Origin of the sequence: Micromonospora sp. NPDC048999 (assembly GCF_040649295.1) — a bacterium.
Classification (GTDB): domain Bacteria; phylum Actinomycetota; class Actinomycetes; order Mycobacteriales; family Micromonosporaceae; genus Micromonospora.
The window spans coordinates 30,364-44,963 of the sequence record NZ_JBEZFI010000020.1 but is presented as its reverse complement, the minus strand read 5'-3'; the positions used below and the strand labels follow the sequence as shown (position 1 = coordinate 44,963).

Below are 14,600 nucleotides of genomic sequence, written 5' to 3'. Positions count from 1 at the left end.
TGCTCACACCGTCCTCACGGGGCGTGGATCGTCAGGGCGGTCCACGCCCCCAGGTAGATCGTGTCGCCGTCGTTGACCGGTACCGGCACGTTCGGATCGATCGGGTTCGACGACGGATCGTTGAGGTAGGTGCCGTTGGCCGACTCCAGGTCGACCACTGCCCAGCCGTTCTCCTGGGCGACCAGGAGCGCGTGCAGATGGGACACCCCGGGATCTTCGGGCGGGCCGGCCAGGTCGATGTCCGGGCTGATGCCGCGCGACCGGCTGCGCCGCCCGATCACCATCTGCTGGCCCGTCAACACGAAGCGCCGCTCGGGCGCGAACTGCGGGAACGCCATCGCGCCGGCGTCTTCGCCGCCCATCGCCGTGACAACCTCGAAGTATGCCGAGTCCGGATGCACGCCGACGGTCCACCGTTGCGGTGCCGACGCGGCCGACGTCGACTCGGCCGGTGCCGGCGTGGCGGGCGTCGTCGACTCGGCCGGCGCCGGCCCGGTGGCGGCCGGGGTGGTCGGGGCGGCGGGGGGTGCCGCGGCCGGATCGGCCACGGGCGGCGAGAGGAGGAAGTCGTACCCGTCTTCCTCACAGAAGCGCCCGGTCTGGGGCGTACCGCACACGGGGCAGGGCCGGGCATCGGGTGGGGCGGCCGGCGGTGTCGGCGCGGCCGGGTCGGCGGGCAGCGGCGGGGGTACGGCGGGGGTCGCAGCCGGTGATGCGGTCGGGTCGCCCATCCTGGCGCCGCAGACGTCGCAGTAGTCCACGGTGCCGGACTCGTGTCCCTTGGGGCAGCTGGCCATCAGCCCTCCTGCTTCTTCTTCACCCGGACCGTCTTGACGGACCGCACGTTGGTGATTTCCGCGTCGACGCCGGCGACCTGCTTCTTGAGTCGCACGGTGCCGGTGGGCGCGTCGACCACGTCCACCACGCGGGCGAGGAGCTTCGCGGTGCCCTCGTGGCCGGAGGCCGCGGCGAGTTGGACGGCCCGGCCGAGCTTCGCGGTGGCGGTGTCCACATCGCCGGCGTCGCGCGCCTTGAGCCCTTCCTGGATCACCGCGGCCAGCTCGGCCTGGCCGGTGTAGTGCGCCACCTGCGGGTTGATCTTCGTGGAGAGCGCGGTGTCGTCGGTCCACCGGGCCAGGACCAGCTTCTCGGTGAGCAGTTGCCCGCCGCTGATGAGACTGACCCGCGCGGCGAGCATCTCCTCGCCGACCGCGTCCGGCTCGACCTCGACCGATACGTGGTAGTCGCGGCTCTCCGCGCCCCACGCGCCGGTCGGGTAGTCGCCGATCCGGCCGCTCACCTCCGTTCGCCGGCCGGTGAGGTCCTCCACCTGTGGGTACACCTGCTTGACGAACCGGACGGTGGCGCTGGCCGGGGTCCACACCCGCAGCGACACGTCGGCGACCGACTTGCCCATCGCGGCTTCCGTCATGGTCTGGAAGGCGGCCGGCAGTTCGGCCGGGTCTTCCAGGCCGTCGGCGGTGCCCAGCAGGGTGGAGGCGATCAGGCGCAGCTCGCGGGCCACCCAGTCGGCGCCGACGCCTCGGCTGTCGCAGACGAACTTGCCCTCGCAGGCGCTGAGTACGCGCTGGAAGTCCTGCGGGCTTTCGTGCTGGTTCTGCCCATCGGTGAGCAGGATCGCGTGTTTCACCTCGGCCTGCTGCCCGGCGAAGAGGTAGTTCGCGAGGTCGAGCCAGCGGCCCATGGCCGTACCCCCGTCGGCGCGCAGCCGTGCGACGGCGGCCTTCGCCTCGGCCCTGGTCTGCGCGGACGCCGGGACCATCCGGGCGTCGGGCGGATAGACCATGTACGCCGTCGTTGTGCCAGCGACGACGGCGAACGCGACCCCGTCCCGGAGGGTGTCGATGGCGATGGCCGTGGCCTTCTTCGCCTCGGCGATCTTCTGGGCCGGCATCCCCATCGACCCGGAGACGTCGACCATGATGACCTCCGCCGCGCTGGGCGCGGCACCCGTCCCACGCAGGTCCCCGCCCTGTGCGGTCACGGTGACGATGGCGTCGACGACACGCCCGCCCTCGGGCAGGTATTGATTTTGGTCGACCTCGGCGGAGAACTGTGCGGTCATTGAACTGAGCCTCCTGAGGCTGCGTGGGAGAGTACGGCGACGGTGACGTTGTCGTGGCCCCCGCCGTCCAGCGCGATGGTCGTGAGGCGCCGCGCGACGTCGATCAGTTGGCCGGACGCTGCCGCCGCCAGGGCGCGCGGGTCGGACAGGTAGTCGTGCAGCCCGTCGGTGCAGAGCAGTAGTCGTCCGGGGCCGGCCGGTCGCAGCGAGACGACCTGTGCCTCGGTGGCGTCCGAGTCGGCGCCGAGCCACCGGATGAGTGCCCGGGATTCGGGGTCGGCGTCGAGGCCCGGCGGGAGCGGACGGCCGGCGGCGAGTTGGCCGGCCACCGAGTCGTCGACGGTGAGGCAGGCGGGGTCCGCTCCCAGCCAGTACGCCCGGCTGTCGCCGATCCAGCCGACGGTCACCGTGTCGGCGGTGACGATGCCGGAGACGTAGGTGCAGCTCGGCGGTGAGTCCCCGGCATCCGGACCGGCGGTGGCGCGGGCCGCCGCCGCGGCTGCCTGCGCGCCGTCGAGGGTGGCCCTGGTGGGGTCGGCGGTGTGGGCGAACGCCGCCAGGAGGGCCGCGATGCCGGCCTCGGCGGCGGCGTACGCCGCGGTGTCGGGGTGGGTGGAGGTGGACACCCCGTCGCAGACGACGGCGGCGGTGACGTCGCCGGTCCGGCCGACCGCGATCGCGTCCTCGTTGCGGCGTCGGCGCATGCCACGGTCGGTCACCCCGGCGACGGCGCCCAGGTCCAGGTCGGCGTGCTCCCGCCCGACCGGCCTCCTGCGCCCGCAGTGGTCGCAGTAGGCTTCGTCGCCCACGTAGGCCGTGCCGCAGCTCGCGCAGGCCGGTTCGGCGGCTCGCGACGACAGCCAGGTGGGCGACACCGACTGCGGTGCCGGCTCGGACTGCGGTGCCGGCTCGCCGGTCAGCAGGTTACGACCGCACACCTCGCAGAACCGGTGGTCCGGCTCGCTCGGTGGGCCGTGGTCGGGGCAGCCGATCATATGAGCGTCCTGGGGCGGACGGTGTTGGCCCGGTCGACGAGCGCGATCCGGGTGTCGGTGTCGCGGGCCAGTTGCGCCATCGCCCGGTACGCCTTCTCCAGCCCGAAACGCAGCCCCCGCTCGGTCAGTTCGTGGCCGAGCACCCGGGCCCCTGGCGGCGGACGGTGCCCGGCTGCTCGGGCCGTGGTGAGCCAGGCCAGGGCCGCCTCCAGCACTTCGACGGCCAGTCGGGCACGGCGTTCGAGGTCGAGGCTGAGCCGTTCCAGCCGGGCGGATGCGTGCAGCAGGTCGTCGGGGTCGATCGGGTGCTGCGCGGTGGCGTGCAGGCTGGCGCGCACGGCGGCGACCTGGGCGGCGGCGTGCAGGCTGGAGCTGTCCGCCACCTGGTCGAGGACGGTCAGCGCGGCGGACCGGTCGTCGGCGGCCAGCCGGATCCGGGCCAGCCCGAAGGCCGCGCTGAGGTAGCCGTGGTCGACCCGCCACACCCGGTGGTAGAGCCGCTCGGCGGCGGTCGGGTCGCCGGTGCACTCCATCGCGGCGGCCAGCGCCAGCCGGGCGGCCGGCTCCCCCGGCAGCTCGTTGTAGACCGCGTCGAACGCGACTCGCGCCGCTCCCGCGTTGTTCGCGGCCAGCGCGGCGAGGCCCCGGTACCAGTCGATCCGCCAGTCGAACGGGTCGGCGGCCGCCAACTCGTCGAGGCCGGTGTGCGCGCCGGCCAGGTCCCCCTGCTCGATGCGCGCCCGGACCAGCCGGAACGCCACCTCGACACTCTGCACCGGGGCGGACATCAGCTGCCGGACGACCTCGTTCGGGTCGGTGACGCTCAGCGTGGCCAGGAAGCCGGCCCCGGGATCGAGGACGTCGACCTGCGGCAGCGGCAGCGCGGCGGCGACGCTCGCCGGGCTAAGGTCGGCGACCACCGTGTCGCCGATCTCGCCGGCGCCGGTGCCGAACGCCCGCCGCTCGGCGGTGAACCGGTGGGACAGGGTCGGCCGGGGTACGCCGTCGGCGGCCGACAGCACCTCGCGGAGCACGCCGAGTAGCTGCTCGCTCATCTCGGCGGCGGACTGGAACCGCCGGGCCGGTTCCGGGTGCGTGGCCCGGCACAGCAGCCGGTGGTAGGACTCCTCCTGCGCCAGCAACGGCACCTGCGACTGGTCGGGCAGCCGGTCGGCGTACGTGCTGGAGAACCCACGGAACTCGAAGCTCAGCACCGCAAGCGTCCGCCCGACGGTGTAGAGGTCCGAGGTGACCGACGGGCCCACGCTCGCCACCTCGGGCGCCTGGTATCCGGGCGTGCCGTAGATGGCGCTGACCTCGTCGTCGACCCGCCGGACGCCGCCGAGGTCGATGAGCTTGAGCTGCTCCTCGGCGTGGATGACGTTGTCCGGCTTGAAGTCGCAGAAGATCAGACCACGGTCGTGCAGGTAGCCCAGCGCGGGGAGGATCTCGACCCCGTACGCGATCACCTCCGGTAGCGGCAGCACCCGCGTGCCCTCGGCGCGGCGGGCCACCAGGATGTCCCGCAGCGACTGGCCACCGACGTACTCCATGACGATGTAGCCGACCAGTTCGCCCGTCTTCGGGTCCGGGTGCTGCACGAAATCATGGATCTTGACGATGTTGGGGTGGTCGATCTCGACCAGGAACCGCCGCTCGGTCACCGCTGACGCCATGGCGTCGGCGTCACCGGTGTTGATGAGCCCTTTCAGGACGACCCAGCGGTCGCTGACCGAGTCGCTCACGTTGCGGTCCCGGGCGAGGTAGATCCAGCCCAGCCCGCCGTACGCGAGCGCGCCGAGCAGCTCATACCGGTCGTTGACAAGGTCGCCGGCGCGCAGTCGCGGCAGGAACGAGAACGGGTGGCCGCAGTGGGGGCAGAAACCCTCGGCCCGGCCCGGCCGGCCGTCGCGTCCACGGCCCACCTCGGCCTCGCACTTCGCGCAGAAACGCCGCGACTCGGCCACCTTCGGGTCGCTCATGACCGCCGTGGCCGGGTCGCGCAGCGGTACCCGCGGAACGTCGATCAGCCCGGCGCCGAGTCCACCACGCGCCGAGGGACGGCTGCGCCCGGATCTGGTACGCACCGAGCCGGCGCCGGCCGTGGCGACGGACGGCAGGCTGGCTGCGGCGGTCGCCACGCTGACGCCCGAGGCCGGGGCGCCGGTGCGCGGGGCCGGGGCGCCGGCGGGTGCTCGGCGTCCACACTCGTCGCAGTAGCCCTCTGGGCCGTAGGAGCCGGGGCAACCGGACCGGACACACCTCATTGGTGCCCCCTCTCGGTGAGCTCGTAGAGGTATCGCTGATAGGCGACCACGGCGCGGGTGGCCGCCGGCAGGTCGCAGGGGCTGGTGTAGAGCAGGTCCTGCGCGGTCCGGTGCAGCTGGGCGAGCGTGCTGTGTTCGGCAAGGCCGAATCGTCCCGCCCGCGCGCGATAGGCGTCGAGCCGGCCGCGTAGCTCGGCCCGGCGGTCGAGCAGCCCTTGGGCCGCCTCGCGCAGCTGCGTCGCGCGTTCCCGCGCCTGCGCCACCGACCGCTCGACGGTGGTCAGCTCGTCGGCGAGCCGGGGCCAGCGCTGCTCGCGGTGCAGTTGGTCCAGCTGGGCCAGGTGCGCCCGCAGCGCCGGGACCGTGTCGGGTGCCGGCGGCAGGCCAGGGTTGGCGATCTTCGCCTCGGCGGCGGCGTACGCCTGGGCCGTCCCGGCCTCCGCCTCGGCCACCTCGTCCACCGCTGCCCGCAGCCGCTGCACCCGGTCCGGGTAGGCGCCGCGCAACCGGCCCAGGTCGGCCAGCCGGACGGCGAGGGTGTCGATCTCGGCGGCCAGCGCCGACGGTGGTCCGGCCGTTTCCAGCAGGTCGCGCATCGCGTCGAAGGTCGCCTCGGCCAGGCGTGCGTCGAGACGCCCCACCTCGACTCCCCCGGCGGCGTCGCCCAGCGCCTCGGCGGCCGTCCGGGCCCGGTCCAACGCCTTGGTCAACGGCTCGAACCGGCTGGCGACCTGCGCGTACGCCGACTGGACGCCGTCGAGGGTCCCGGTGACCTCGGCGGCGGCCCGCTCCAACTCCTGGGCCAGGCCCATCGCGGTCACCCAGTTCGGCGGTGGCCCGGCCAGCGGGTCGTCGACCACCATGCCGTCGGGTGCGAGCGGCAGGACGGGACCGCGCAGCAGCATGGTCAGCTCGGACAGCTCGTCGTCGCCGGGCTTCGACCGCGCGCCGCGTACCGCCCGCACCCGGTCCAGCGCGGAGCCCAGCGCGGCGAACTGCGACCACAGGACGTCCAGCCGCGCAAGGGTCTCGGTGGCGGCCCGGCGGGTCTTGCCGCGCAGGTCGTCGCCGCGCAGCACGACGAGGCCGGGATGGGCGTCCAGCGCGTACATGGCGGCGGAGATCCGGTCGTGCGCGGCGACGAGCCCGACAATGGCGGCGTCGACCTGGTTGCGGCTCATCGGTGCCGGTGTTGCCACGGTCAGTCCCGGTAGCGCGCGGCCGGCGGCTGCGGGGTGCTGCCCAACGCGGTCAGCCACGTCTTGTGGAGCCGGGCCCAGGTGCCGTCCGCGCGCAGCCGCTCGAGCACCGCGTTGACGAAACGCACCAGGTCGGTCGATTCCTTCTTCATCGCCATGCCGTACGGCTCTTCGGTGAACCGGTCGGGCAGGACCGTGGTGCCCGGGTCCTGTGCCGCGAAGCCGGCCAGGATCGTGTCGTCGCCGGAGACCGCGTCGACCTGGTTCTGCTGCAGCATCACCAGGCAGTCCAACGCGTCGGCCGCCGACACCGGCAGCGCCTGCGGGGCTTTGGTCGCGATGTTCCGGATCGACGTGCTGCCGGTGGACGCGCAGACCTTCTTGCCGGCGAGACCCTGGAGGTTCTTGATCGGTGACCCCTTGGTGACCAGGATGGCCTGGCCGGCGCTGACGTATTCGGTGGAGAACGACACCCGCTGCCACCGGTCGCAGGTCATCGTCATGCTGCGGATGACGATGTCGACAGCGCCCGACTGGACCGCCTGTTCCCGTTCGGCGGTGGTGACCGCCCGGAACAGCACCTTGCCGGGATCGCCGAAGATCGCTCGGGCGATCTCGTGCGCCAGGTCGATCTCGAAGCCCACCAGGTCCCCGGTGCCCGGGTCGCGGTATCCGAAGCGGTAGTTGTTCTGGTCGACACCGACGACGAGGCGGCCTCGCTCGGCGATGCGCGCCATCGTCGAGCCGGCCGGCATCCGCCCCGGCGCGGGCAGCGGGCCGGACGGCCGGAGGCTGGCGCGCGGATCACACGACGCGGGCGCCGCCGCGGGCGCGCTCGGGATGGCCGCCGGGTCCTGCGCGTCGACCGGGCGGGGCGCGGCCGCGTCGACCCGTGGGTCGGGCAGCGGCCGGGCCGCCGTGCAGCCGGTCAGGCAGAGGACGGTCAGCAACGCGAGGGCACGTCGTCTCATCGGTACTCCGCCAATCGCCGCTGGATACCGAGCGCCGCACCGAGGATCAGCAGCGCCGCCAGCACGGCGATGCCGAGATCGGCACCGGCGAGTGCCTCGGCGGCGCGGCTCACGTCCTGGTCGAACCGCTGCCGGTTGTGCTCGATGGCGGTGGCCAGGTGCTCGTCGAACCGGTTGAAGATGCTGGCCGTCGAGTCCGGGCCGGTGCCGACGGCTGCGGCAACCGCCTCGGTGTACTGCCCGCCGTCGTCGAGCGCCCGCAGGGCCTGGTGGGCCGCGAGCCACTTCTCCGCCTCGCCGGTCGCCGCACCGACCGCGCTGCTGGTGGTCGCGTCCGCGCCGGAGAGGGCGGCCAACCCGGACCGCCCGGTGACGTTCTCCATGGCCCGGGCATAGTCCTCTTCGAATTTCGCGCCGTTGCCCCGGGCGATCAGCGTGTGCGCCTCGTCGGCGCGCGCCTGCAACGCCGCGACGCGCACCCCGACCAGCTGCGCCACCGGTGTCGAGCCCTGCTCACGGCTCGCGTCGAGCCGCCCCGCGGCCAGCACCGCCGAAACCCCGAGCCACACGACCAGGGCGGCCGCTGCGGCGGTGGCGGCCAGCAACCCGAGGTTGAACACCCGGTTGGTACGCCGGGCCAGGTAGCGCTGCACCACCACGAGCGCGGTGATCGTCAGCAGCCCGAGCAACACCGCGAACCATGGGAACGCGGCTGCCCGGCCGCGGGCGTCGTCGAGCTCGGAGGCGGTCGCGTCGTAGAGCGTCTGGACCGCGGGCAGTAGCCGCTCGCGCATCAGGCCCGACGCCTCGCGCAGGTACGCGCTGCCGATCGGCACGCCCTGCCGGTTGTACACCCGGGCCGTCTCCACGAGCCCGGTGTAGACCGGCAGGTCACTGGTGATCTGCGCGACCGCCGCGTCGCCCCGGTCGCCGCCGGCGCGCCCCGCGGACACCACGGCCAGCGCCGCGCCCGCGTCGGCGATGTCGGACTGGTAGCGCTCGCGGAGGGCGACCGGCTCGACGCCGCCGGCGAGGAAGGCGCCCGCCGCGGTGGCGTCCGCGTCGGAGAGCGCACGGTAGAGCCGCTGCACGGCGACCGTCAGGTCACCGCCGCGAGCGGTGGCACCGTTGACGAGGTCGATCCGCTGGCGTACGCCGACCGCCGCGGCCACGCCGGTCGCGAGCCCGAGCACCACGAGCACGGCGGTGGCGAGGGCCAGCCGGCCCGGGGTACGACGAAGGCGCCGCTGGACGCCGGGAAGCCGCGTCGCACCGGTTGCCGGTCCATGAACGAGAGTCACGCCTACCACCACCCCCGGGCGTTCAAGATAGTGGACGACCGCAAGCCCGAAGATCAGCTTGTTGTTCACTCTCTTCGGCCGGTTCATCCCAACAGTGCCGGTGATGAGCTTTCGTGCCAGCTCAGCGGCGTCCAGTTCAGCGGGTACGCTCCGGACTACCGCAGGCCGAGAGGCTGTCAGACAGGGAGAAGCGACCGGGTGAGCCCCCAGACGACGTCGTTGTTCGTGCTCGCCGCTGTCGCGGTCATCGTCGTCGTGCGATGGGTGGCGACGCGCACGGGCCTGCCGGCGGCGGCGCTCCTGCCGCTCGTCGGCATCGCCTACGCGCTGCTTCCGGGGCCCAACGTCAGCCTTGATCCCGGCATCGTGCTGACGGTCGTGCTGCCACCGCTGCTCTACAGCGCGGCGCTGGACTCATCGCTGCTGGGCATCCGCCGGAACCTCCGTATCGTGGTGAGTTTGTCCGTGGTGCTGGTGCTGCTCACCGCAGTGCTGGTGGGACTCGGCTTCCACCTGTTCGTGGCAGGGGCCACCCTGGCCGCGGGGATCGCGATCGGCGCCGCTGTCGCGCCGCCCGACCCGGTGGCCGCGCTGGCGATCGGCAGGCGGGTCAACCTGCCGCCGAAGCTGGTCACGATCATTCAGGGCGAGGGACTGCTCAACGACGCCACCGCGCTGACGATCCTCAAGGTCGCCGTGGCCGCCGCCGTGGGCGGCGGATTCTCGTACGCATCCGCTGCCGGCCAGTTCGGGCTGGCGGCGGTGGGCGGGGTCGCGGTGGGCGCGGTCGTCGCGTGGGGGGTACGCCTGGCCCGACCGCTCACCGTGGATCCGCTGCTGTCCAACGCCATCTCGCTCGCGACGCCGTTCGTGGCCTACCTGTTGGGTGAGGAACTGCACGTCTCCGGCGTGCTCGCCGTGGTGATCGCCGGGCTCATCGTCGGCCACCACACGCCCCGGCTCGCCTCCGGCGCCAGCCGGCTGCAGACCAGCGCGGTGTGGCGGCTGGTCGACTTCCTCCTCGAGGGGTTCGTCTTCCTGCTGATCGGCCAACAGCTTCCCACGGTGGTGCGGGGTCTGCACCAGTACGACACCTCCACCGTCGTCGCTGCGGTCGCCGTTTCGGTCGGCGTGGTGCTGCTCCTGCGCCCCGCGTGGCTGGTGCTGACCCAGGTGCTCCCCCGGTCGCTGCACACCCGGCTGGGCGGCACCTCCGACGAGGACGAGGACGACGAGCCCAGCAGCACGCGGGAGGCCAGGCGGGCGGAACGCAACGCCCGTCGACTGGCCCGCCGCGAAGTCGTGGCGCTGAGCTGGTCCGGAACCCGCGGCGTCATCAGTCTGGCCGCGATCTTCACCCTGCCGTTGACCACCGACAGCGGCGCACCCTTCCCCGACCGCAACCTCCTGCTGTTCTGCACGTTCGTGGTCGTTCTCGTGACCCTCGTCGGGCAGGGCCTGACGTTCGCGCCGCTGGTGCGGGCGTTGGGCCTACGCGCCGACGAGAACGACCAGGCCCGGGTACGCAACGAGGCCCGGTCAGCGGCTGTCGAGGCGGCCCTGGCCCGCCTCGACGAGGTCGCCGCCGACGAGCCGGAGAACGCCGTGGCCGTCAACACCACCCGCGCTCAGCTGCTGGCCCGGCTGGCCCGCTACCGCGGCCGGCTGGACCTGCTGGAAAGCGCCGAGTCAGCCGAGATGCCCACCTCACCGCCGTACGAGGCGGCGCTTCGCATCCGGCGGGCAGCGATCGACGCCCAGCGGGAGGAACTCCTGCGGTGGCGCGACGCCGGTCGGCTGCCCGACGCGGGGCTCCGCATCCTGGAACGCGAGCTCGATCACGAGGAGCTGCTCCTTCCCAAGCGCAGCTCCAGCTGACCGGCGGTCCGTACGCACGCCGTCCCGACGCGATTGTCCGTGGACGCATGCCGGCGCGCTATTTGCGTCTCGGCGCAAGTATGTGGCATTGTTGCCGGTGGCTGAGGCCGCTGTGTCGAGGTGAGGGAGGTGGCCAGCCGTGTCGAGCTGTGACCCCCCTTCGAGTACCAGCCCCCGGTGCGGGCGGCGCTGAGCTCCTGCCGCCAACAGTCCGGGGTCTCCACCCGGGCCGAGGCCCGGTCTTCCCCTAGGTTTAAGCCATCTGGTGTCGCACCTGCGGTGCCGCCCGGGCGTGGCGAACTCTGATCTTTCTACCCCAGTGTGGGGGTGTGCACTGATGCTGCCCGTAAGAAAAACGTCCGGCCGGGTCGGCCGGCGACTGTCGATGCTCCCGGCCCGGCTGCCGTGGATACGGACCCAGGTCGGCTGGGCCGACGTGGTGGTGGCCGCCACCGTGCTGGTGGTCTTCTATGTGGCGATCCGGGTCGGCGCCGGCGTCGCGGTCTCGTTCACCCCGAGCCGGCCCCTGCACATCGACACCGACCCGACCAAGCTGCCGTACTACGCGGTACGCAGCCTGCTCCGCATGTTCGCCGCGCTGGCGGTGTCCGTGGTGTTCACCCTCGTCTACGGGTACGCGGCGGCGCGCAGCCGCCGGCTGGAGCGGGTGCTGATTCCAGCGTTGGACATCCTGCAGTCGGTGCCGATCCTCGGCTTCCTGACCATCGCGGTGACCACGCTGGTGGGGCTGTTCCCGCACTCGCTGCTCGGCCTGGAACTGGCGGCCGTGTTCGCGATCTTCACCTCGCAGGCGTGGAACATGACCTTCTCGTTCTACCACTCGTTGATCACTCTGCCGCGAGAGCTGGACGAGCTGTCGCGCAACCTGCGGCTGACCCGGTGGATGCGGTTCTGGCGTATCGAGGTGCCGCACGCGGCGATCGGGCTGGTGTGGAACGGGATGATGAGCTTCGGCGGCGGCTGGTTCTTCCTGGTCGCCTCCGAGGCGATCACCGTCGCCAACCACGAGTACACCCTGCCGGGGGTGGGCGCCTACGCCGGCACGGCAATCGCCAACGGGAACCTGGCCGGGATCGGGTACGCGATCGCCACCATGACGATCATGGTCGTCGCGGTGAACTTCATGTTCTGGCGGCCGCTGACGGCGTGGGTCGAGAAGTTCAAGCAGGAACAGTCCGAGGCCGTCGACGTACCCCGGTCGCTCGTGCTGGACCTGCTGCGCCGCTCCCACTGGCCGCAGTTCATCGCTCCGGCCAAGCGGGCCGCGGCCGAGGCGCTGGGCCGAATCGGCCGCGTGTTCGGCACCGACGACCAGGCGCTCTCGGCCCGCCCGGTCCGCCGCCGGGCCGGCGATGTCGCGTTCAACGTCGCCATGCTGGGCCTGCTCGCGTGGGGTGTGGTGGAAGTTGTCCGCTACCTGCACGGCAGCGGCGAGGGCCTGGGCGTGTTCACCGAGCCCCTGCTGCTGGGCCTGCTGACACTCACCCGGGTCGTGGTGCTGATGCTGGTGGCCACGGTGGTGTGGGTGCCCATCGGGGTGCGTATCGGCTTGAGCCCGCGGCTGGCCCGCGTCGCCCAGCCGGTGGTGCAGGTGCTGGCCAGCTTCCCGGCAAACTTCCTGTTTCCGCTGGTCACCTGGCTGTTGGTGCACACCGGCATCAGCCTGGACATCGGCGGTGTCCTGCTGATGGCCCTGGGCGCCCAGTGGTACATCCTGTTCAACACCATCGCCGGCGCTCAGGCCATCCCCACCGACCTGCGGGAAGCCATGACCGACCTCGGCGTACGCGGCCGGCAGCGGTGGCGACGGCTGATCATCCCGGCGGTCTTTCCGTACTACGTGACGGGTGGCATCACCGCGTCCGGTGGGGCGTGGAACGCCTCCATCGTCGCGGAGGTCGTCACCTTCGGCGGTACCACGCTGACCGCGCACGGTCTCGGCGCCTACATCGCCGAGGCGACGAACGCGGGTAACTATCCGAAGGTGCTGGCCGGCATCGCCGTCATGTCCCTCTACGTGGTGGGGCTGAACCGGCTGTTCTGGCGCCGCTTGTACACCTTGGCCGTGACCCGCTACGCCCTGACCTGACCAGCCGAAGGAACCACCGATCATGACCACTACCACGCCCACCGCGGCGGCCAGGAGCGGCGAGGTGCTGCTGGCCACCGAGGCGTTGACCAAGTCCTACGCCGGCGCCGACGGGGAACTGCCCGTGCTGGCCGGCATCGATCTGACGGTTCGGGCCGGGGAGATCGTCGCCCTGCTGGGCCGATCCGGGTCGGGCAAGTCCACCCTGCTGCGCTGCCTGGCCGGACTCATCCCACCCTCCACCGGCACGGTCGCTTACCGCGGCCAGCCGTTGACGGGTTCCAACCCGGGCACCGCGATGGTGTTCCAGACCTTCGCGCTGCTGCCCTGGCTGACCGTGCAGCAGAATGTCGAACTGGGCCTGGAAGCCCGCAACGTTCCCCCGAAGCAGCGCACTGAAGCCGCGCTGAAGGCCATCGACCTGATCGGCCTGGACGGGTTCGAGTCCGCCTACCCCAAGGAGCTGTCCGGCGGGATGCGGCAGCGGGTCGGGTTCGCTCGTGCCCTCGTGGTCGAGCCGGACGTGCTGCTCATGGACGAGCCGTTCTCGGCCCTGGACGTGCTGACCGCGGAGAACCTGCGCGGCGAGCTGGTCGAGCTGTGGGAGTCCGGCCAGTTCCCCACCCGGGCGATCGTGCTGGTCACGCACAGCATCGAAGAGGCGGTGCTGCTGGCCGATCGGATTGTCGTGCTGGGTTCCCGACCCGGCACCATCCGCGCCGAGTACCCGGTCGGGTTGCCCCGGCCCCGACCGCGCGACAACAAGGACTTCGAGGCGCTGGTCGACACGGTGTACGCGGCGATGACCGGCCGCGAGCGCGACACGGCCCCCGAGGTGTCGCCGTTGCGGCGTACCCCCGCCAACACCCCGCTGCCGCCCGCCAGCGTTGACGGGCTGTCCGGGCTGGCGGAGATCCTGGCCGAGCATCCCGACCCGATCGACCTGGGCGACCTGGCCGACGAGTTGGGCTTGGAGGTGAAGAACCTGCTGCCGCTGGTGGATGCGTTGGAGCTGCTCGGCTTCGCCACCGCCGACGCACGCGGCGTCGCGTTGACCGACACGGGGTTCGAGTTCGCCGCCGCGGACGTGCAGACCTCCAAGCAGCTGTTCGCCGCCACCATGCCGCACATTCCGCTGGTGCGTACGATCCTGACCAGCCTGCAACGCACCGACGACGGCGTCCTGCGCGCCGGGTTCTTCCGTGACCTACTCGCGCACAACTACACCGCGGAGCAGATCACGGCCCAGCTCGACGTCGCCACCGACTGGGGCCGGTACGCGGAGTTGTACTCCTACGACGCCATCACCGAGGAATACCGGCTCGATCCCGCCCAACGCGGAACCAGCACCTCGGCGGAGGGCTAGCCCCGGGCCAGCCGCGGTCGGGCGGTGGCCGTCGCCCGCTGCGGCGCGGTCGCCGCCTGGCACGCGACGTCGGAGCGAACCTCCTCCGGCGCGGCCGCGTCCAGCCGGGTGGCGGTCAACACCACCTCTTCCAGCAGCCGCGTCACCTGCTCGGAGGCCAGCCGATAGAAGATTCGGGTGCCGTCTCGGCGGCTGGCCACCACACCCGCCTCGCGCAACCGCGCCAGGTGCTGTGACACCGCCGCCACCTGCGCCCCGGTCAACTGCGCCAGCCGGGACACCGGCATTTCCTCCTTGACGAGCGCCCACACCACCCGCAGGCGGGTCGGGTCGGCCAGGACCTTCAACAATGCCAGCGACGGCTCGAATCCCGGCCCCGCAGCATCCGATATTTGCGCTTGCACGCAACAAGCGTACTGCCGGGCCG

The 14,600-nt window shown here is 72.3% G+C and carries 11 protein-coding genes; 3 read left to right on the top strand and 8 right to left on the bottom strand.

The window, feature by feature from the left end; translation table 11 throughout:
- Positions 1-14: 14 nt before the first annotated feature.
- The 7 genes from AB0C02_RS20625 to AB0C02_RS20595 form a co-directional block, all read right to left on the bottom strand.
- On the bottom strand, positions 15-797 hold the full coding sequence (locus AB0C02_RS20625) for an FHA domain-containing protein (protein ID WP_357550125.1): 783 nt from the start codon (positions 795-797) through the stop codon (positions 15-17).
- Positions 797-2,086 carry a VWA domain-containing protein gene (locus AB0C02_RS20620; protein WP_357550123.1) on the bottom strand — a complete coding sequence of 430 codons (1,290 nt, stop codon included), beginning with the start codon at positions 2,084-2,086 and terminating at the stop codon, positions 797-799. Before AB0C02_RS20620 ends, AB0C02_RS20625 begins: the two co-directional genes overlap by 1 nt.
- Positions 2,083-3,081: a protein phosphatase 2C domain-containing protein gene (locus tag AB0C02_RS20615; protein WP_357550121.1), complete on the bottom strand. Its 999-nt coding sequence runs from the start codon at positions 3,079-3,081 to the stop codon at positions 2,083-2,085. The genes AB0C02_RS20620 and AB0C02_RS20615 overlap by 4 nt, the downstream gene beginning before the upstream one ends.
- Positions 3,078-5,222 carry a tetratricopeptide repeat protein gene (locus AB0C02_RS20610; protein WP_357550119.1) on the bottom strand — a complete coding sequence of 715 codons (2,145 nt, stop codon included), beginning with the start codon at positions 5,220-5,222 and terminating at the stop codon, positions 3,078-3,080. The genes AB0C02_RS20615 and AB0C02_RS20610 overlap by 4 nt, the downstream gene beginning before the upstream one ends.
- A 122-nt stretch (positions 5,223-5,344) precedes the next feature.
- Positions 5,345-6,529, bottom strand: a complete 1,185-nt coding sequence (locus AB0C02_RS20605; protein WP_357550117.1) for a hypothetical protein — start codon at positions 6,527-6,529, stop codon at positions 5,345-5,347.
- Between the two features lie 20 nt (positions 6,530-6,549).
- Complete coding sequence (locus AB0C02_RS20600) at positions 6,550-7,518, bottom strand: glutamate ABC transporter substrate-binding protein (RefSeq protein ID WP_357550115.1); 969 nt, start codon at positions 7,516-7,518, stop codon at positions 6,550-6,552.
- On the bottom strand, positions 7,515-8,819 hold the full coding sequence (locus AB0C02_RS20595) for a hypothetical protein (protein ID WP_357550112.1): 1,305 nt from the start codon (positions 8,817-8,819) through the stop codon (positions 7,515-7,517). The genes AB0C02_RS20600 and AB0C02_RS20595 overlap by 4 nt, the downstream gene beginning before the upstream one ends.
- Positions 8,820-9,017: 198 nt before the next feature.
- On the opposite strand from AB0C02_RS20595, the gene AB0C02_RS20590 reads away from it, so the two are divergent.
- The 3 genes from AB0C02_RS20590 (at position 9,018) to AB0C02_RS20580 (ending at position 14,173) form a co-directional block, all read left to right on the top strand.
- On the top strand, positions 9,018-10,697 hold the full coding sequence (locus tag AB0C02_RS20590; protein WP_357550110.1) for a Na+/H+ antiporter: 1,680 nt from the start codon (positions 9,018-9,020) through the stop codon (positions 10,695-10,697).
- Between the two features lie 337 nt (positions 10,698-11,034).
- The gene (locus AB0C02_RS20585) at positions 11,035-12,807 is read left to right on the top strand and encodes an ABC transporter permease subunit (RefSeq protein ID WP_357550108.1); all 1,773 of its coding nucleotides are present in this window, start codon (positions 11,035-11,037) and stop codon (positions 12,805-12,807) included.
- A 22-nt stretch (positions 12,808-12,829) separates the two neighbouring features.
- Positions 12,830-14,173, top strand: coding sequence for a nitrate/sulfonate/bicarbonate ABC transporter ATP-binding protein (locus AB0C02_RS20580; protein WP_357550106.1), 1,344 nt, complete (start codon positions 12,830-12,832; stop codon positions 14,171-14,173).
- Here the strand turns inward: AB0C02_RS20580 and AB0C02_RS20575 are convergent.
- Positions 14,170-14,577, bottom strand: a complete 408-nt coding sequence (locus tag AB0C02_RS20575; protein WP_357550104.1) for a metalloregulator ArsR/SmtB family transcription factor — start codon at positions 14,575-14,577, stop codon at positions 14,170-14,172. The two genes, AB0C02_RS20580 and AB0C02_RS20575, sit on opposite strands and share 4 nt — an antisense overlap.
- Between the last annotated feature and the right edge of the window lie 23 nt (positions 14,578-14,600).

Excerpts from the sequence above, each read along its gene's own strand:
- AB0C02_RS20625 (WP_357550125.1), bottom strand. The coding sequence starts at position 797 with ATGGCCAGCTGCCCCAAGGGACACGAGTCCGGCACCGTGGACTACTGC.
- AB0C02_RS20620 (WP_357550123.1), bottom strand. The coding sequence starts at position 2,086 with ATGACCGCACAGTTCTCCGCCGAGGTCGACCAAAATCAATACCTGCCC.
- AB0C02_RS20615 (WP_357550121.1), bottom strand. The coding sequence starts at position 3,081 with ATGATCGGCTGCCCCGACCACGGCCCACCGAGCGAGCCGGACCACCGG.
- AB0C02_RS20605 (WP_357550117.1), bottom strand. The coding sequence starts at position 6,529 with ATGAGCCGCAACCAGGTCGACGCCGCCATTGTCGGGCTCGTCGCCGCG.
- AB0C02_RS20600 (WP_357550115.1), bottom strand. The coding sequence starts at position 7,518 with ATGAGACGACGTGCCCTCGCGTTGCTGACCGTCCTCTGCCTGACCGGC.
- AB0C02_RS20585 (WP_357550108.1), top strand. The coding sequence starts at position 11,035 with ATGCTGCCCGTAAGAAAAACGTCCGGCCGGGTCGGCCGGCGACTGTCG.
- AB0C02_RS20580 (WP_357550106.1), top strand. The coding sequence starts at position 12,830 with ATGACCACTACCACGCCCACCGCGGCGGCCAGGAGCGGCGAGGTGCTG.